Origin of the sequence: Aminobacter anthyllidis, from assembly GCF_018555685.1 — a bacterium.
GTDB lineage: Bacteria > Pseudomonadota > Alphaproteobacteria > Rhizobiales > Rhizobiaceae > Aminobacter > Aminobacter anthyllidis.
This window is the reverse complement of sequence record NZ_JAFLWW010000005.1, coordinates 533352-551504: the sequence shown is the minus strand read 5'-3', so window position 1 is coordinate 551504 and position 18153 is coordinate 533352. Positions and strand designations below refer to the sequence as shown.

Annotated in this window: 17 protein-coding genes; 9 read left to right on the top strand and 8 right to left on the bottom strand. The window is 63.1% G+C overall.

Annotated elements, in window-relative coordinates; all coding sequences use genetic code 11:
* Positions 1–60 precede the first annotated feature (60 nt).
* Together J1C56_RS19805 and htpX are read right to left on the bottom strand one after the other, a co-directional pair.
* Positions 61–1464, bottom strand: a complete 1404-nt coding sequence (locus J1C56_RS19805) for an RsmB/NOP family class I SAM-dependent RNA methyltransferase (RefSeq protein ID WP_420797414.1) — start codon at positions 1462–1464, stop codon at positions 61–63.
* Positions 1461–2477 carry a zinc metalloprotease HtpX gene (gene htpX, locus J1C56_RS19800; protein WP_214391750.1) on the bottom strand — a complete coding sequence of 339 codons (1017 nt, stop codon included), beginning with the start codon at positions 2475–2477 and terminating at the stop codon, positions 1461–1463. The genes J1C56_RS19805 and htpX overlap by 4 nt, the downstream gene beginning before the upstream one ends.
* A 108-nt stretch (positions 2478–2585) precedes the next feature.
* Between htpX and J1C56_RS19795 the strand changes: the two genes are divergently transcribed.
* From J1C56_RS19795 to J1C56_RS19785, 3 genes are all read left to right on the top strand, one after another.
* Entirely contained in the window at positions 2586–2798 is a 213-nt protein-coding gene (locus J1C56_RS19795) for a DUF1674 domain-containing protein (protein ID WP_214391749.1), read from the top strand.
* An 88-nt stretch (positions 2799–2886) separates the two neighbouring features.
* Positions 2887–3153 carry a PepSY domain-containing protein gene (locus J1C56_RS19790; RefSeq protein ID WP_214391748.1) on the top strand — a complete coding sequence of 89 codons (267 nt, stop codon included), beginning with the start codon at positions 2887–2889 and terminating at the stop codon, positions 3151–3153.
* Between the two features lie 320 nt (positions 3154–3473).
* A complete protein-coding gene (locus J1C56_RS19785) occupies positions 3474–4841 on the top strand; it encodes a vWA domain-containing protein (RefSeq protein ID WP_214391747.1) in 1368 nt (455 codons plus the stop codon).
* Between the two features lie 292 nt (positions 4842–5133).
* On the opposite strand, the gene J1C56_RS19780 is transcribed toward J1C56_RS19785, so the two are convergent.
* The 4 genes from J1C56_RS19780 to J1C56_RS19765 form a co-directional block, all read right to left on the bottom strand.
* Entirely contained in the window at positions 5134–5529 is a 396-nt protein-coding gene (locus J1C56_RS19780; RefSeq protein WP_214391746.1) for a carboxymuconolactone decarboxylase family protein, read from the bottom strand.
* Positions 5477–5896 (bottom strand): MerR family transcriptional regulator, encoded by a 420-nt coding sequence (locus tag J1C56_RS19775; RefSeq protein WP_214391745.1) that lies wholly within the window; start codon positions 5894–5896, stop codon positions 5477–5479. The genes J1C56_RS19780 and J1C56_RS19775 overlap by 53 nt, the downstream gene beginning before the upstream one ends.
* A gap of 147 nt (positions 5897–6043) precedes the next feature.
* Positions 6044–7663 (bottom strand): ABC transporter substrate-binding protein, encoded by a 1620-nt coding sequence (locus J1C56_RS19770; protein ID WP_214391744.1) that lies wholly within the window; start codon positions 7661–7663, stop codon positions 6044–6046.
* 55 nt (positions 7664–7718) lie between these two features.
* Positions 7719–8543: a creatininase family protein gene (locus J1C56_RS19765; protein WP_214391743.1), complete on the bottom strand. Its 825-nt coding sequence runs from the start codon at positions 8541–8543 to the stop codon at positions 7719–7721.
* Positions 8544–8769: 226 nt separating this feature from the next.
* Between J1C56_RS19765 and J1C56_RS19760 the strand changes: the two genes are divergently transcribed.
* The gene (locus J1C56_RS19760; protein WP_214391742.1) at positions 8770–9039 is read left to right on the top strand and encodes an excalibur calcium-binding domain-containing protein; all 270 of its coding nucleotides are present in this window, start codon (positions 8770–8772) and stop codon (positions 9037–9039) included.
* 48 nt (positions 9040–9087) lie between these two features.
* Here J1C56_RS19760 and acs read toward each other — a convergent pair whose 3' ends face one another.
* On the bottom strand, positions 9088–11043 hold the full coding sequence (gene acs / locus J1C56_RS19755; RefSeq protein ID WP_214391741.1) for an acetate--CoA ligase: 1956 nt from the start codon (positions 11041–11043) through the stop codon (positions 9088–9090).
* A 312-nt stretch (positions 11044–11355) separates the two neighbouring features.
* Here acs and J1C56_RS19750 point away from each other — a divergent pair, with 312 nt between their 5' ends.
* Both J1C56_RS19750 and J1C56_RS19745 read left to right on the top strand, forming a co-directional pair.
* Entirely contained in the window at positions 11356–11628 is a 273-nt protein-coding gene (locus J1C56_RS19750) for an usg protein (RefSeq protein WP_109574304.1), read from the top strand.
* Positions 11629–11829: 201 nt separating this feature from the next.
* Positions 11830–12936: a branched-chain amino acid ABC transporter substrate-binding protein gene (locus J1C56_RS19745; protein ID WP_214391740.1), complete on the top strand. Its 1107-nt coding sequence runs from the start codon at positions 11830–11832 to the stop codon at positions 12934–12936.
* 69 nt (positions 12937–13005) lie between these two features.
* On the opposite strand, the gene J1C56_RS19740 is transcribed toward J1C56_RS19745, so the two are convergent.
* A complete protein-coding gene (locus J1C56_RS19740; protein WP_214391739.1) occupies positions 13006–13668 on the bottom strand; it encodes a YggS family pyridoxal phosphate-dependent enzyme in 663 nt (220 codons plus the stop codon).
* A gap of 143 nt (positions 13669–13811) precedes the next feature.
* On the opposite strand from J1C56_RS19740, the gene leuS reads away from it, so the two are divergent.
* Genes leuS through J1C56_RS19725 form a run of 3 tightly spaced genes read left to right on the top strand, consistent with a single transcriptional unit; the run spans position 13812 to position 18148 of the window.
* Positions 13812–16442 carry a leucine--tRNA ligase gene (leuS, locus tag J1C56_RS19735; protein ID WP_214391738.1) on the top strand — a complete coding sequence of 877 codons (2631 nt, stop codon included), beginning with the start codon at positions 13812–13814 and terminating at the stop codon, positions 16440–16442.
* Entirely contained in the window at positions 16429–16992 is a 564-nt protein-coding gene (gene lptE, locus J1C56_RS19730) for an LPS assembly lipoprotein LptE (protein ID WP_214391737.1), read from the top strand. Before leuS ends, lptE begins: the two co-directional genes overlap by 14 nt.
* A 25-nt stretch (positions 16993–17017) precedes the next feature.
* Positions 17018–18148 (top strand): AAA family ATPase, encoded by a 1131-nt coding sequence (locus J1C56_RS19725; protein ID WP_214391736.1) that lies wholly within the window; start codon positions 17018–17020, stop codon positions 18146–18148.
* Positions 18149–18153: the final 5 nt, after the last annotated feature.

The following is an 18153-nucleotide window of genomic DNA, read 5'->3' as shown; positions in this document are numbered from 1 at the left end:
CAAATTAGGTTGTTTCAATGGTGGGCGCGAGGGTGAATTTTTCGTTAATGGCCGATTGGATCAGGCGATGCGGCGGAACCTTGCTGCAAAGAAGCCGTCGAGGCCGGAGATTGCGGGATTGCCGAGGTCGAGGCCGGCAGGCGTGGTGCGTAAAAAGCCGGTGGCGGTGACAAAATCGTCGATGCCGGCGACCTCGCCTACGCCAATCGGGTCGAGTTCGACCTTGCCCTTGTGATCGCTCAGGAAGCCGGCGACGAGGGCTTCGCCCTCTTCAGGGTCGAGCGAACAGTTGGAAAAGACGATGCGGCCGCCTGGCTTCACCAGCCTCAGTGTTGCGTCGAGCAGGGCGCGCTGGACGCCGGCGAGCTTGGTGATGTCGGCCGGCGACTTGGTCCACAGCACGTCGGGATGGCGGCGCACCGTGCCGGTGGACGAGCATGGCGCGTCGAGCAACGCGGCGTCGAACAGCTCTTCCGGCTCATAGGCAAGGATGTCGGCATTGACCTTGTCGGCATCGAGGCCAAGGCGCTCGAGATTGCCGGCAAGGCGGACAAGGCGGTTTTTCGAAGCCTCGACTGCCGTGACCTTGGCGCCGGTCAGCACGAGCTGTGCCGTTTTCCCGCCGGGAGCGGCGCACAGATCGGCGACACGCTGACCAGCGACGTCGCCAAACAGCTTTGCGGGCAGGGCGGCGGCGGCGTCCTGGACCCACCAGGCGCCTTCGGCGAAGCCCGGCAGTTCAGCGACCGGACCGGAGAGGCGTTCGATGCGGATCGTCCCGGTGGGCAGCACGGTGCCGCCCAGTTGCTCCGCCCATTTCGCCGGATCCGCCTTGGCGGTGAAATCGACAGGAGCCTCGATGCGATGCGCTGCGAGGATCTTTTGAGCTTCCTCCGCGCCATAGGCCGCGGTCAGCCGCGCGACGAACCAGTCCGGCGCATCGTTTGTCGTAGCCAGCATGTCGGCCAGTTCGGCCTCCTTGGCGCGGGCAAGGGTGCGCAGCACGCCATTGACCAGGCCGGAGAAACGAACCGTGCGCGGATCGGCCTTGGCGTGGGTGACGGCAAGGTCGACGGCGGCGCTGTCGGGAATGTCGAGGAACAGGATCTGGGCTGCCGCGACGTGCAGGATGTGGGTCAGCACGGTGGCATTGGCCGGCAGCGGCTTTTCCAGCCGGCGCGCAATCAGCTTGGAGATGGTGACGCGATGGCGAAGGGCCGTGGCCAGGATGGCGCGGACGAGGCCGCGGTCGCGCATGTCGAGTGCGCGGAATTGCGGATGGCCGTGTTCGTGATCGGTCAGGCCGTCGAGCGGGGTCCTGGCGTCGATGGTCGCGGCAAGCAGGCGAGCGGCTGCCATGCGCGCGGCGATGCCGGGAACGTCGGGGACGATGGACGGCCGGTTGCCCTTGCCGTCGCTGCTGCGTGCGCGGTTTCGCTTTGGGTCGCGCTCGCCGCCGCTCACGACCTCGGGCCCTTCGGCCCGGTCGGATTGCGGCCCCAGGGACCGGAAGGACGCGGCTGCTCGGGCGCCGCCTCCTCGGCAGGTCGACCGCCCCAGGGGCCCTGCTGGCCGGAAGGCGCTGAACGCTGTGCTGTCGGCTGCGGCGCCGTGCGCTGGGCAGGACGACCGACACCCTCGTTCGCCATCGCCTGAAGGGCGGCGATGCGGTTTTCGGTGTTGGGGTGGGTCGAGAAAAGATTGTCCATGCGCTCGCCGGAAAGAGGATTGATGATGAAGAGGGGAGCCATCGCAGGATTGCGCTCGGCTTGGGGGTTGTGGATGCGTTCGACGTTGCGGGCGATCTTGTCAAGGGCGGAAGCGAGCCAGAGCGGATTGCCGCAGATCTCGGCGCCGCGTCTGTCGGCGGAATATTCGCGCGTCCGGCTGATCGCCATCTGCACCAGCATGGCGGCAAAAGGCGCTACGATCATCGCCACCAGCACGCCGATGAAGCCGAGCGGATTGTTGTTGTCGCGGTTGCCGCCGAAGAAGAAGGCGAAGTTGCCGAGCATCGAGATCGCACCGGCAAGGGTTGCGGTAACAGTCATGATCAGCGTGTCGCGGTTTTCGATATGGGCCAATTCGTGCGCCATGACGGCCGCGACTTCTTCGTGGCTGAGGCGCTGCAACAGGCCGGTGGAGGCGGCGACGGCGGCATTTTCAGGATTGCGGCCGGTGGCGAACGCATTGGGCTGCGGGCTGTCGATCAGGTAGACCTTGGGCATCGGCAGGCCGGCATTGGCGGCAAGGCCGCGCACGATGGCGTAATATTCGGGCGCATTGCGCTCGTCGACCTCGACGGCGTGGTTCATGCGCAGAACCATCTTGTCGGAGTTCCAGTAGCTGAACAGGTTCATGCCCGCCGCGATCAGGAAGGCGATGGTCATGCCGCCCGAGCCGCCGATCAGGTAGCCGACGCCCATGAACAGCGCCGTCATGGTCGCCAGAAGCATCGCCGTCCGCATCATGTTCATCGTTCACTCCGTCCTTTTCCGCCCGCGCCAGGGTCGATCACGGCTGCGCGCTTCGCTATATATGATGGGAGAGACGAGGGTTCGTTTCAATCATTTCCGAGGAATCCCATGGACGACGCCAAACCGCAGACCGATCTGGAAACGCCTGCACCCAAGGAGCTTTCGCCGGCAGCCAAGCGTGCTCTGGCGGAAGCCGAGGCGCGCCGCGAGGCCTATGAGGCTCAGCAGGCCAAGCTGCCGCGCGAGATCGGCGGCCGTGGCGGCAAGGAGCCCGGGCGCTATGGCGACTGGGAGATCAAGGGCCTGACCAGCGATTTCTGAGCGGTTCGGGCCGCGCGCTCCCCGCGTTGCGCGATGGAACCGAAATCGCGAGCCGTTCGTTCTCCCAGGGATCGCGCAAGGAGTTGCTATGACCAAGATGATTTTGGGACTCGTGCTTGCTGTCCTGCTGGGTGCCATGCCGGCGCAGGCCCAGACCAAGGAACCAGTGGTGCCGCCGCAGAATTCGCTCAAGCTGTCCGAGATCATCGCCAAGATCGAGCAGCGCGACCAATTCCATTACGTCTCCGAGGTCGATTGGGAGAGCGAGGGCTACTACGACGTGACTTACTACACGTCCGACAAGGCCAAGGTGGAGATCAAGATCGATCCGGTCAGCGGCGAGCCGAGGATGTAGGTTCGCGGCGCGCGCTTCGGGCGCTTTGCCAAGATTGCGAATAGGCGGGACATCTTGGTGTGGCTGCCCCGATCTGGCACAGGCTCGGCGTGCCGAAGTGAGGCGCCACTGGTGGCGCTGCTATTGTCATGGTGAATGGGTGGTAAAGAAGGCGCGGCCGTTGAGCAGGCTGATTAACCTGTTGTTCACCATGTAATCCGGCGATTTACTTGAAATTCAATGACTTGATGCCTTGACGCCACTTCGCCTGCCCGAATGGGCCGCTGCGGCCGGTTTCCTGCTTTGTCCTTGCCAGAGGCACAAAGGCGGCGGGGCGGGACATGCGGAAATTTCAGGCACTGGCACGGGCGGCAAAGCTTTTCGCCGGCGACAGCGGCGGCAATTTCGCCATCCTGGGCGGGATCACCATTTCCATGCTCGCCATGGCAGCCGGCTTCGGCGTCAACGTGGCCCAGCTTCACAATGTCAAATCGGGCCTGTCGCAGGCAGTCGATGCCGCGGTGACGTCGACCGCGCGGGATCTGACGACCGGTAGGATCAAGCTTGAGGACGCGGACGTTACAGTCCGGGCCTTTCTCGAGGCCAATTCCAGCCGGTTGCTGGCGCCCGGCGAAAAGGTCGTGCTGAACAAGGTGACAGTCGACAAGCTGGTCGGCACTGTCGAGGCATCGGCCTATATCGACGTCAATGTGTTCTTTCCATTGTTCGGCAGTGCCAACAAGCAGCGCGTTTCGGCGAAGACCGCTTCACTCTATTCCGACAAGCGCATCGAAGTGGCGATGATGCTCGACGTGACCGGATCGATGAAGGGTCAGAAGATCAAAGATCTGAAGAAGGCAGCAACGAATGCGGTCGACAGTTTTCTGAAGGGTGAGAAGACACCGTCAGGCGACCCGCGCGTGCGCATGTCGCTTGTGCCCTACGCAAACTCGGTCAATACAGGCACTCTGGCGTCAAGCTCTGTCTTCGTGGAGCGCAGTATGGCGGACCGCAAGCAAGCGCCGGCCAATACCGATGCGAAGGCGGTTTCGAGCTCGACGCGTCCCGACAATTGCGCCACCGAGCGCAAAGGGGATTACCAGTACACCGATGCCGGCCCCGATCTTTCGATGGTCAATCGCGACTTTCTCATCGACGACTACTCCAAAGAATACGACGACACACCAACCTGCCCCAGCGCGAAGGTGGTGCCACTTACCGACGATAGCAAGAAGCTCAAGACCGAGATCGAGGCCTTTGTTGCCGATGGTGGCACGGCAGGGCATATCGGCATCCAATGGGCATGGTACACGCTGTCCGAGAACTGGGCCGGGATCTTTCAGAAGTCGGAGCGACCTGACAAGGCCGATCCGGAAAAGGTGGCTAAGTTCGCAATCCTGATGACCGACGGTGAATTCAACTTGTCCTATGCCGACGCTTCCGACGGGAAGGGCGCCTACAATGCGAGCGGCAAGACCGCGACCCGCGCTGCGGCCAAGACGTTGTGCGAAGAGATGCGCAAGAAGGGCGTCGAGATTTTCAGCATTGGCTTCAAGCTCGACACCGCTGCCGCGAAGCAGACGATGAAGGACTGCGCTTCGCCCGACGGTGTGGTGAAGCGCTATTTCGAGACCTCAAACGGGAAGGAACTCGATGCTGCCTTCCAGACAATCGCTCAGAACATCGAGCGACTGGCGCTGACCAAATAGCCAAACGAAGCGCCCAAGAAAAAAGGCCGCCCTTCTTGCGAAGGTGCGGCCTTTCCGTGTTTCCGTCCATGGCGCGGTCTCTGGCTTATGACCCGGAGGTCACCAGCCGCGCTTCTCGCGCCTTAACGGGAAGACTGCTTCCCGAAAGGGCAATCCGCTGAGGCCACGTTTAGGAAAACGAAATCACTCGACATCGGATCACCTCCTTTCAGTTCGTTGAACACAACAGCAAGGTGGGGTGTTTCCGACGTTTTGGCAAGTGCGACCATCGCACTAGGCCCTTGGTACGAGATCATGCGGCGAGACTGTGCTCTTGCTGAAACACCTCCTTGGCGGCGAACAGGCCGTTCAGCGCTGCCGGAAAGCCGGCATAGACGGCCATCTGCATGATGATTTCGACGATCTCATTGCGGCTTAGCCCGACATTGAGCCCCGCCTGGATGTGGACCTTGAGCTGCGGCGTGGCATTGCCGAGCGCTGTTAGCGCCGCGATCGTTGCGATCTCGCGCGATCTGAGGTCCAGGCCAGGGCGCGAGTAGATGTCGCCGAATGGAAACTCGATGATGTAGCGGGCGAAGTCGGGGGCAATGTCGGCGAGGGAATCGACGACCTTTTGGCCGCCTGCGCCGTCGATTTCAAAGAGTGCGCGGGCGCCGCGCTCGAAGCGGCTTTCGCTTGACTGGGTCATGTTGTGTCTCGATCCTTTTTTCTGCATCGGCGTAGCCCGATATCTTGGCGTCGAGAACGAGGAGGTTGGCCTGGAGGTCGGCGACATGGTCCCGCACCTTGCGGCGATGCGCCTCAAGCAGGGTGCGGCGCTCGGCATCGGTGGCTGAGCCTTTCTCGCGGAGGGCAGCATAACGCAGCATTTCGCGGATCGGCATGCCGGTGGCCTTGAGCCGGCCGAGAAACTCGATCCAGGTCAGGATCGATGCGTCATAGTCGCGCTGGCCCGATGCGTCCTTGTCGGGCGCAGGCAAAAGTCCGATCTGCTCGTAGTAGCGGATCGTGTAGGCGGTCAGGCCCGAGCGTTTTGCGAGTTCGCCGATCTTCATGAACACCCTTGTCTCGTTACGACGCTCGCGATGCTAGGTGTTCGAGCGCACTCTAAGTCAAGGCTGTTTTTCGAGGGCTGTTGGAGGCGAGGCAAACGCCCCTCGCGCGGTGGCGCGAAGGGCGTGTTGTATTGATGCGGGCTCTGCCTACTCGGCGATGTCGACAGTCTCGAAGCGATGCGAGCCGAGCGGGTCCATCACGTAGCCGCTGACCTTCTTCGACATAGGCAAGGAGACGGTCGAGTGGTCGAGCGTCGCCCAGGGCGCCTGTTCCTTGAAGATCAGCTGGGCCTGCTCGTAGAGCTTTGCGCGTTCGGCCTGGTCGACAGTCGTGCGTGCCTTCTGCATCAGGTCCTCGAAGGGCTGGTGGCACCAGTTGGCCATATTGGCGCCGCCGACGCCGGCGCAGGAGAAGAAGTAGGACAGCAGATTGTCCGGATCGCCATTGTCGCTGGTGCCGCCGAGGATGATCGCGCCATCACGCTGCTTGTCGCGGGCGCGCTTCAGATATTCGGCCCATTCGTAGGACACGACCTCGACTTCGACGCCGACCTTCTGGAAGTCGGACTGGATCAATTCGGCGACGCGACGCGCATTGGGCATGTAGGGCCGGCTGACCGGCATCGCCCAGACCTTCATCTTCAGGTCCTTGACGCCGGCGTCATCAAGCATCTTCTTTGCCGCCACCGGATCGTAGGGATCGTCGACGACGGCATCGTTGTAGCCCCACATCGCCGGCGGGATCGGGTTCTTGGCGACTTCGCCGAGATCCTGGAACACCGCCTGGAGAATGGCCTTCTTGTCGATCGCCATGTTCAGCGCCTTGCGCACCTCGATCTTGTCGAAGGGCGGGGTCAAGGTGTTGTAGGCGAGATAGGCAACGTTGAGGCCCGGCTTTTCCATCACCACCAGGTTGGGGTCGGCCTTGAGGCCGGGCACATCTGCCGGTGCCGGGTAGGCTGCGACATGGCATTCGCCGGCCTGGAGGCGCTGCATCCGCGTCGATGCATCGGCGGTGATGGCGAAGACCAGCTCGTCCAGTTTCGGCTTGGCGCCCCAGTAGGTCGGGTTTGCCTTGAAGCGCACCACGGCGTCCTGCTGGTAGCCGACGAACTGGAACGGCCCGGTACCGACCGGCTCGGAGTTCAGCTTTTCGGGCGTTCCGGCCGCGGCGAGCTTGTCGGCATATTCCTTGGAGACGATCGACCCCAGGTCCATCGCAAGGTTGGAGAGAATCGACGCATTCGGCTGGCTCAGCACCAGCTTGACGGTGAGGTCGTCGACCTTGGAGATGTCCTTTACCGTCGCCTGCATGTCCATGCCGGCATACATCTCGTAGTTCGCGCCGGTGACATACTGGTGCCATGGATTGTCGGTGCGGTACTGGCGGTCGAAGGAAAGCACCACGTCGTCCGCGTTCATGTCGCGCGTCGGGGTGAAGTAGTCGGTGGTCTGGAATCTCACGCCGGGACGAAGCTTGAACGTGTAGGTCAGCATGTCGTCGGAAACGCTCCAGCTCTCCGCCAGACCGGGAACAAGGTTCGTCGTGCCATTCTCGAATTCGACCAGCCGGCTATAGATCGGCTTCGACGATGCATCCCAGGTGCTGTTGGTGGAGTAGAGTGCGGGATCGAAACCTTCCGGTGCCGCCTCGGAACAATAGACAAGCGTCTTGGCCGATGCCTGGCCACTGAGCAAGCCGAGTGCCCCGGCGGCGACCGTAAGACAAAGGGCAGCCCGAATCGAGCCGCGTTTCAAGGATTTCATCGGGTTCTTCCCCTTCAGGTGTTCTTGGGTGCGGGCGTGACGTTGCAGCCCTGCGTCAGTCGGCACGTCCGGCGCGGGTGTCGAGCCCACGGCCCGGGCGCCAAACGGCGTCGGGCTGCGTCCACAGCACCGGGTCGACGATCAGCTTGGCGAGTTCACGCGCCTGCAGATCGAGGAAGCGTTCGCCTTTCTCAGCCGTGCCCTTGGCGGGGACACCCCATGTGCCGGTGTCGGGCGCGCGCTCGGAAAACGAGTAGAAGCGGTGGGCACCGTGCGGCGCCTCGTGCTTGCCGGCCTCGGCCGTGAAGGCCTCTTCGAACTTGTCTGATTTGACGGTGTCGGGCGAGATCGCCAGCATCACCGATGCCTCGCCCTCGCAGGCATGCTTGGGGCCGTTGTCGGTTTCAAACAGTGCTGCCGTTTCCTCCGGCGCCAGCATCCACGGCGTGGTGTAGACGATGGGCATGGCGAACTCGACGGCCAGTTCGCGTGTCGACATCGCCAGCGGGTCGATGTTGCCGCCATGGCCGTTGACGATGAGCAGGCGGGTGAAACCGATCGCCTTCAGCGAGCGGACAATCGACTTCAGGACATGGAAATAAGCGGTGTAGTCGAGGCTGATCGTGCCGCCGAACGGCAGATGATGCTCGCTCATGCCGAGCCAGAGGCCGGGAAGCACGGCGAGAGGCACATCGTCGGCGACCAGGCGCGCGCCGCGCCGGGCTGCCGCCTCGGCACTCGCCGTGTCGGTGATGACTGGCAGATGCGGGCCGTGCTGCTCGAGCGAGCCGACCGGCAGGATGGCGATGGCGTTGCTGCGCGCGGCGATCGCGCGCAGCTCGGGTGCGGTCATGCGCGCCCACTCAACTTCCCGTGCCATCGAAAACTCCTACCTCGCATGCGAAAATTATTATTCTATAGGAAAATATTTTTCTTAATTGAGTGAATTGTCAATAGCGATACCGAGGTGGCGGCTTGGGCCAAGGGGCTGGGACCTAGCCTGTCCGTGCCGCCCGGGAGGGAGCGGGGTTTGACGCGGGGCAGGTCTCGACCGCAAAAGTTGTCGAGGCCGGGCTTTGGGGGAAGTGGAATTGCGTCAGACGTGCATGCGGATCGGTTCGATCCTGGGAATCTGGATATTCACATTGGGGAGCGCCGGCGCGACATCGCGGCTGGAACGGGCCGTGGAGCAAGGATTGCCGATCACACTTGTCCAGGCCCGAACCTGCAAGCAGGTAAGTTCCTGTGCCGAGGCGGTGGAGCTTTGGTGTGGCGGCTACAGGCGGGCGGACGCCGACAATGACGGCATTCCCTGCGAGAATGTCTGTCCGACGAAAGAACTTGTCGATGAGTTGCGCCAGCAGATCGGCTGCTGAGCCGCGGGAAAATCCCCTCGCATCGTATGACGCGAGGGGATCGAGGGCCTAGGCCCGCTTGTTCTGCCGGTTGGCGACGAGATCGTCGACGACGGCCGGATCGGCCAGCGTCGAGGTGTCGCCCAATGCGCCGAAATCGTCCTCGGCGATCTTGCGCAGGATGCGGCGCATGATCTTGCCCGAGCGGGTCTTGGGCAGGCCGGGCGCGAACTGGATCTTGTCGGGCGAAGCGATGGCGCCGATTTCCTTGCGGACATGGGCGACGAGTTCCTTGCGCAGGTCGTCGGTGGCCTCGATGCCGGACATCAGCGTGACATAGCTGTAGATGCCCTGGCCCTTGATGTCGTGCGGGTAGCCGACGACGGCGGCTTCCGAAACCTTGTCGTGGCTGACAAGTGCGGACTCGACCTCGGCGGTGCCCATGCGGTGGCCTGAGACGTTGATGACGTCGTCGACGCGGCCGGTGATCCAGTAGTAGCCGTCGGCGTCGCGGCGGCAGCCGTCACCAGTGAAATACTTGCCCTTGTAGGTGGCGAAGTAGGTCTGGATGAAGCGCTCGTGGTCGCCATAGACTGTGCGCATCTGGCCCGGCCAGGAATCGGTGATGCAGAGATTGCCGTCGGCAGCGCCTTCCAGCAGCTTGCCCTCGTTGTCGACCAGTTCGGGAACCACGCCGAAGAACGGCCGCGTCGCCGAGCCGGGCTTGAGGTCGGTGGCGCCCGGCAGAGGCGTGATCAGGATGCCGCCGGTTTCGGTCTGCCACCAGGTGTCGACAATCGGCACCTTCTTGTCGCCGACGACGTTGTAGTACCACTCCCAGGCTTCCGGATTGATCGGCTCGCCGACCGAACCCAGCACGCGCAGGCTCTTGCGCGAGGTCTTCTTCACGTGATCGTCGCCGGCGCCCATAAGGGCGCGGATGGCGGTGGGGGCGGTGTAGAAGATGTTGACCTTGTGCTTGTCGACGACGTCCCAGAAGCGCGAGGCGCTGGGGTAATTGGGCACGCCCTCGAACATCAGCGTGGTGGCGCCGTTGGCGAGCGGGCCATAGACGATGTAGCTGTGGCCGGTGACCCAGCCGACATCGGCCGTGCACCAGTATATGTCGCCGTCATGGTAGTCGAAGACGTACTGGTGGGTCATCGAGGCGTAGACGAGATAGCCGCCGGTGGTGTGCAGCACGCCCTTCGGCTTGCCGGTCGAGCCCGAGGTGTAGAGGATGAACAGCGGGTCCTCGGCCTTCATCTTCTCCGGCTTGCATTCGGCTTTCACCGAACGGACCTCGTCGTGGTACCAGTGGTCGCGGCCCGGCGCCCAGCCGATCTTGCCGCCGGTGCGGCGCACCACCAGCACGTCCTTGACCATGACATGATGCTTGGCGGCGATGTCGATCGCCTTGTCGGTGTTTTCCTTGAGCGGAATGGCCTTGCCGCCGCGCAGGCCCTCGTCTGACGTGATGACGAAGGTCGATTCGCAGTCGACGATACGACCGGCCAGCGCGTCGGGCGAGAAGCCGCCGAAGACGATGGAATGGATGGCGCCGATGCGGGTGCAGGCGAGCATCGCGTAGGCCGCCTCGGGGATCATCGGCATGTAGATGGTGACACGGTCGCCCTTCTTGACGCCATGCTTCTTCATCACATTGGCCAGGCGGCAGACGTGTTCGTAGAGCTCGTTATAGGTGATCTTCTTGTCGTCGTAGGGGTTGTCGCCTTCCCAGATGATGGCGGTCTGGTTGCCACGCTTCTTCAGGTGGCGGTCGATGCAGTTATAGGAGACGTTGGTCAGCCCGTCCTCGAACCACTTGATCGACACCTTGCCGTCGAAGGAGGTGTTCTTGACCTTGGTGTAGGGCTTGAACCAGTCGATGCGCTTGCCGTGCTTGCCCCAGAACTTGTCGGGGTTCTTGACGCTCTCGCCATACCATTTCAGGTAGGTGTCGTTGTCGATGAGCGCATTCTTCTTCCACGCCGGCTGGACGCGGTGGACACGGACTTCGGACATTTCTTTCCCTTCCTCCCGGAAACGATCCGGCGGCGACTGCTGGCCGGCGGACGGCGACTCTGGGTCGCACGTTGGCGCGCATTATTATCAATTTGCGGTGCGCCACAATATTAGACATTGGGTTTGCTTCGGCACATTCCGCAGCGGCAAATCGACGCCGCTAGCTGGCGATCAGCAGTCCCCACTGACGGCTGCTAAAGTGCTGATTTCTTGGAACTTATCTCAGGCTGCTCACGTTCATTTTAGTAGACGGTTAACCATCGCGGCGCAGACTCATGCCGTGGAGGAACTGTTCGACACGGAAGGATTGCGATGCGCGACGCTTCTGAACTTGAACTGATGCTCAAGGGCTACGGTCTGACCACGGCCGAGATCCTCTACCATTTGCCTGATCATCCGCATGTGCTGCAGACCTTCATCTGGCAGGACTACGATCTGGCGCCGAAATTCCCGATCCTGTTCGGCTTCATCGAGTTCTGGCGCGCCAAGCTCGATGGCCCCTTGCATTCGGTGCACTACACCCACCGCAAGCTGATTGCGCCCAACGAATGGCGCAAGGTCGACGGCGAATTCGTGCTGCACTGAGCCTGTCCATTCCGACGGGGCTAACTCCCTGATCGGATGTGAACTTCCCTGCAACGCGGCCTCCCGACGCGCTGCGCTGGCACAAATCAATTGCGGCTTTCGAGACGCTGGGCCGATTGCGGCCCGCGCGCCGGGCGGGTATTCCGGCCACCAGAGCTTCCGCTGCACCCTTGAGGCCGGCGGGTAAAAGGGAGAACTATGATGAACATGAAGATCCTTGCGGGCGTCTCGCTCGCAGCGCTGATGGCCTTCGGCTCCGCCGCGCGCGCCGATATCACCATCGGCCTCGTCGCCCCGCTGACCGGCCCGGTCGCCGCTTATGGCGATCAGGTCAAGAACGGCGCCCAGGCTGCCGTCGATGCTATCAACGAAAAGGGCGGCATCCTTGGCGAAAAGATCGTGCTGAAGCTTGCCGACGATGCCGGCGATCCCAAGCAGGGCGTTTCGGCTGCCAACCTGCTCGTTGGCGAAGGCGTGAAGTATGTCGTCGGCCCGGTGACTTCGGGTGTTGCGATTCCTGCTTCGGACATCTTTGCCGAAAACGGCATCCTGATGGTGACGCCGACGGCAACCGCGCCTGATCTGACCGCGCGCGGCCTGACCAATGTGCTGCGCACCTGCGGTCGTGACGACCAGCAGGCGGAAGTCGCCGCTGCCTATGTGCTCAAGAACATGAAGGACAAGCGCGTCGCCGTGATCGACGACAAGGGCACCTACGGCAAGGGCCTGGCCGAAGCCTTCAAGAAGGCGATCAATGCCGGCGGCCTGACCGAAGTCCAGCAGAACTCCCTCAACCCGGGCGAGAAGGATCTGTCGGCGCTGATTACCCGGCTGAAGTCTGACAATGTCGACGTCATCTATTTCGGCGGCTACCACCCCGAGGGCGGTCTTCTGGCGCGCCAGCTGAAGGACGGCGGCGTCAACGCCGTGATCATCGGCGGCGAGGGCCTGTCGAACACCGAGTTCTGGGCGATCGGCAACGAAGCTGCTGCCGGCACGCTGTTCACCAACGCAACCGACGCACTGAAGAACCCAGCCTCGGCCGATGCGGTCAAGGTGCTGAAGGACAAGGGCATCCCGCCGGAAGCCTTCACGCTCAACGCCTATGCCGCGGTCGAGGTGCTCAAGGCCGGCATCGAGAAGGCTGGCAAGGCCGACGACACCGCAGCGGTTACCGCCGCGCTGAAGTCGGGCGAGCCGATCGCCACCGCCATCGGCAACCTGACCTATGGCGAAACCGGTGACCTGACCTCGCCGAGCTTCTCGCTGTTCAAGTGGGAAGGCGGCAAGATCGTCGCCGCGGAGTAATTCCGACATACGCAAAGCAAAAGGCCGGGATCCAAATCCCGGCCTTTTGTGTTCGTGGCTGCTGGCATCTCAGCGGGTGCCGAAGATCGCCGAGCCGACCCGCACGCTGGTGGCGCCGAATGCAATCGCAAGTTCGTAGTCGCCCGACATGCCCATCGACAGCTTCTCGACGCCGGCTTCGCGCGCCAGTTTTTCGAGCAGGGCAAAATGCGGACCGGGGTTTTCGTCGGCTGGCGGGATGCACATCAGGCCTTCGATGGCTAGGCCATGGACCTCGCGGCAGCGCTTGGCGAAGGCGACGGCTTCGCGCGGTTCGATGCCGGCCTTCTGTGGCTCGGAGCCTGTGTTGACCTGGACGTAGAGTTTCGGTGCGCGGCCCTGGCGCTCGATTTCCCTGGCGAGCTCTGCGGCGATCTTCTCGCGGTCGACAGTCTCGATGACGTCGAACAGCGCGACGGCTTCCTTGGCCTTGTTGGATTGCAGCGGGCCGATCAGGTGCAGCTCGATGTCGGGGAATTCAGCCTTTAGCGCTGGCCACTTGCCTTGCGCTTCCTGGACGCGGTTTTCGCCGAAGACGCGCTGGCCAACCTCGATGACGGGGCGGATGTGCTCGGCATCGAAGGTCTTGGAGACCGCCACCAGCCCTGTCGAGCCCTCTGGCCTGTTGGCCTCGCGCTCGGCCGCACCTATCTTATGCTTCACCAGAGTGAGCTGTTCGACCGACTTTTCCATGCCGCTGGCCCTGCTGCTTTTTGCCCGCCTCCGGCCTGCCGGAGTTGACGGGTCCGGGAATCCATGATGAACACCCGGCAACGATTTCCTGAACCGCGGGTTTTCGCCCCGGTCCATGCACGCTTTTAAGTGAAAAACATCCGATGGCAACCGAACGATACAATCCGCGCGCGTCCGAACCCAAATGGCAGAAGGCCTGGGGCGAGGCAAAGCTCTTCGAGACCGAGAACGACGATCCCCGCCCGAAATACTACGTGCTGGAGATGTTCCCATATCCGTCGGGGCGCATCCATGTCGGTCACGTCCGCAACTACGCGATGGGCGACGTCGTCGCGCGCTTCCGCCGCGCCATGGGCTACAATGTGCTCCATCCGATGGGCTGGGATGCCTTTGGCATGCCGGCTGAAAATGCCGCGATGAAGAACAAGGTCCATCCCAAGGACTGGACCTACCAGAACATCGCCACGATGCGCACGCAGCTGAAGTCGATGGGCCTGTCGCTGGACTGGAGCCGCGAGTTCGCCACCTGCGACGTCGACTATTACCACCGCCAGCAGATGCTGTTCATCGACTTCGTCGAGAAGGGCCTGGTCACGCGCAAGTCTTCCAAGGTCAACTGGGACCCGGAGGACATGACCGTGCTCGCCAACGAGCAGGTCATCGACGGGCGTGGCTGGCGTTCCGGCGCGCTGGTTGAACAGCGCGAACTGACGCAGTGGTTCTTCAAGATCACCGATTTCGCGCAGGACCTGTCGGACGCGCTCGATGGCCTCGACGAGTGGCCCGAGAAGGTCAAGCTGATGCAGCGCAACTGGATCGGCCGGTCCGAGGGCCTGCTGATCCGCTGGCCACTGGCCGCCGGTACCGCGCCTGCAGGCGAGAGCGAGCTCGAGGTCTACACGACTCGGCCCGATACGATCTTCGGCGCCTCGTTCATGGCGATCTCGGCTGATCATCCGCTGGCCAAGAAGGCCGCCGAAGACAAGCCCGAGCTCGCCGCCTTCATGGAGGACGTGCGCCGCATGGGCACGTCTGTCGCAGCACTTGAGACGGCCGAGAAGAAGGGCATGGACACCGGTATCCGGGTCGTGCATCCGTTCGACCCGAGCTGGACGCTGCCGGTCTATGTCGCCAATTTCGTGCTGATGGACTACGGCACGGGCGCCATCTTCGGCTGCCCGTCGGGCGACCAGCGCGACCTCGACTTTGCCAACAAGTATGGCCTGCCGGTGGTGCCGGTGGTGATGCCGGAAGGTGGCGATGCCACGACTTTTCAGATCACCGAAGAGGCCTATACCGACGACGGCGTGATGATCAATTCGCGCTTCCTCGACGGCATGAAGCCGGATGAGGCGTTCAACGACGTTGCCAACCGTCTCGAGCAGATCTCGATAGGCAATCGCCCGATGGGCGAGCGCAAGGTGCAGTTCCGCCTGCGCGACTGGGGCATTTCGCGCCAGCGCTACTGGGGCTGCCCGATCCCGATGATCCACTGCGAGGATTGCGGCGTCGTGCCGGTGCCGAAGGCCGACCTGCCGGTCAGGCTGCCCGACGACGTCGAGTTCGACCGTCCGGGCAACCCGCTCGACCGCCATCCGACCTGGCGCCACGTCAACTGCCCGCAATGCGGCAAGGCGGCACGCCGCGAGACCGACACGATGGACACCTTCGTCGATTCGTCGTGGTATTTCGCGCGCTTCACCGCACCTTGGGAGAACGAGCCGACCGATCCGAAAGCCGCCAATGAGTGGCTGCCGGTCGACCAGTATATCGGCGGCATCGAGCATGCGATCCTGCACCTGCTCTACTCGCGCTTCTTCACCCGCGCGATGAGCAAGGCCGGCCATCTCGACCTGTCCGAGCCATTCAAGGGCCTGTTCACCCAAGGCATGGTCGTGCACGAGACCTATCGCCTCGGCAGCGGCCCGAATGGCGAATGGGTTTCGCCGAGCGACGTCAAGATCGAGGAGATCGACGGCAAGCGGCGGGCGACGCTGTTCTCGACCGGCGAGCCTGTGGAGATCGGTTCGATCGAGAAGATGTCGAAGTCGAAGAAGAACGTTGTCGATCCCGACGACATCATTGCCAGCTACGGCGCCGACACGGCGCGCTGGTTCGTGCTCAGCGATTCGCCGCCCGAGCGCGACGTCGTGTGGACCGAGGCCGGTGTCGAGGGCGCGCATCGTTTCGTCCAGCGCGTCTGGCGCCTGGTGTCCGAATCGGCCGACGTGCTGGCCAAGGCGGAAGCCAGGGCAGCCGGCGAGGGCGATGCTGCGGCAGTCTCCAAGGCAGCGCACAAGGCGCTGAAATCGGTCGGCGAGGACATCGGCAAGCTCGCCTTCAACAAGGCGGTCGCGCGCATCTACGAACTGACCAACACGCTGCAGGGTCCGCTCGCCGACGCTGCCGCCGGCAAGGCATCGGCAGAGATGGTTTCGGCACTGCGCGAGGCGGTCGACATCCTGATCGTTATGATCGCGCCGATGATGCCGCATCTGGCCGAGGAGTGCTGGGCTGCGTTGAGCGGCGAGGGCATGGTTGCCGATCGGGCGTGGCCGAAGTTCGATCCGGCGCTCATCGTCGACAACGAAATCACCTATCCGGTGCAGATCAACGGCAAGAAAAGAGCTGATTTGACAATCGCCCGCGACGCAGATCAATTGACCGTCGAAAAAGCGGCGCTGGCACTGGAAGCAGTGCAAAAGGCGCTGGATGGGAAGTCGCCGCGCAAGGTGATTGTTGTGCCGCAGAGGATCGTCAATGTCGTTGCCTGATGCGCGGAATTCTGCTGGCCCGTTGCGTGTTGTTGCGCGTCTGGCGCTTCTTGCCTCACTTGCACTGGCATCTGCCTGCTCGGTTCGTCCGCTCTATTCGGACGGGCCGGTGTCGGCAGGCGTCGAGGCCGGCACGGCGACGCAACTGGCCTCGATCAACATCAAGCCGGTCAGCACCCGCTACGGCCAGGAAGTCCGCAACCACCTGATCTTCATGTTCAACGGCGGCGCCGGCCAGCAGGCGGCAGCACCCTACACGATGGATTTGGCGGTTACGGCGCTGAACGAATCGGCGCTGCTCGCTGCGGTGACCAACAAGGACGACGAGCCCACCACCGGAACGATGACCCTGACCGGCATCTATGTCATCACCGACATCAAGACCGGCAAGCGTATCGCCTCGGGCAAGCGCAACGTCTCGGCGTCGTTCGATCGTCCGCGCCAGGAATTCGCCACTCTGCGGGCGCAACGCGATGCCGAAAACCGCGCGGCGCGCGAGCTTGCCGAGCTGCTCAGGCTGGCCATCGCCCAGGATATGTCGAAGGGCTGAGTCCTAGTTCCGGGAGGATCGGTCGATGCGGCTGACGTCCTTTTCAGCCGCAGGCTATCGTTCGCTGAGATCGATCCGATTGGATCTCGGCCAAGTCAGCGTCTTTGTCGGCGAGAACGGGGTTGGCAAGTCCAATCTCTATCGGGCGCTGCAGCTGATCAAGGCATCCGCTGAGGGAACGCTGGCTCGCGAGATAGCGGGCGAGGGCGGCATGGGCTCGGCGCTGTGGTCGGGCAAGAGACGCACCGGCCAGCCTGTCCGCGTTATCATCGATGCGCATTTCGTCGACGACGAAACAGCAGCCGGATACGCTTACAAGGTCGAGATCGGCCTGCCGCCGCCGGTTTCAGCCGGCTTTGCTTTCGAGCCGCACGTCAAGGAAGAGACGCTGACCGTCGAAGCCGGGCGACGTCCGGTCGAGATGATGACCCGCAAGGGCCCTGTCGTGTTTGCCCGCGACGGCGATGGACGCCGGGTCGAGCATCCGGAACGCGTCCTGAATTCCGAAACGGCACTCGCGTTGCTTGGCGGCTCCGGGCGTTATCCCGAGGTCGGCGACCTGCGTGCCGCCGTTGCCGGCTGGCGTTTTTATCACGGCTTTCGCACCGATGCCGACTCGCTGGTGCGCCGCCCGGCCCTCGCGACGACGGCACCGATGCTCGACGAGGACGGTGCCAACCTGGCGGCCGTCTTTGCGACGCTGAGGCATATCCGCGAGGACACTGTCGATCTCGACCGCTGTATCGGCGACGCGCTTGGCGGAGCACAACTCGATGTTCCGGTGCCGGGTGAAACCGCGACGTTCGGACTTGTGCTGCCCGAGTTCCCGCAGCGGGTGTTTCGCCCGCAGGAGCTGTCCGACGGGCAGATCCGGTTCCTTGCGCTGGCGGGCGCGCTGATGTCCTACCGCCTGCCACGACTGATCGCGCTCAACGAGCCGGAAGCGAGCCTGCATGTGCGCATGCTGCCGTCGCTGGCCGACATGATCGCGCGCGCCGCCGAGCGCACCCAGGTATGGGTGGTGACGCATTCACGCGAACTTGCTGATCTCGTGCACGACCGCACCGGCGCGCGAGCGCTGACGGTCATACGCGTCGAGGGTGCGACGATGATCGAAGGCATGCGGTCGACCGGCTTGATGCCGGACGACGACTGAAGCCT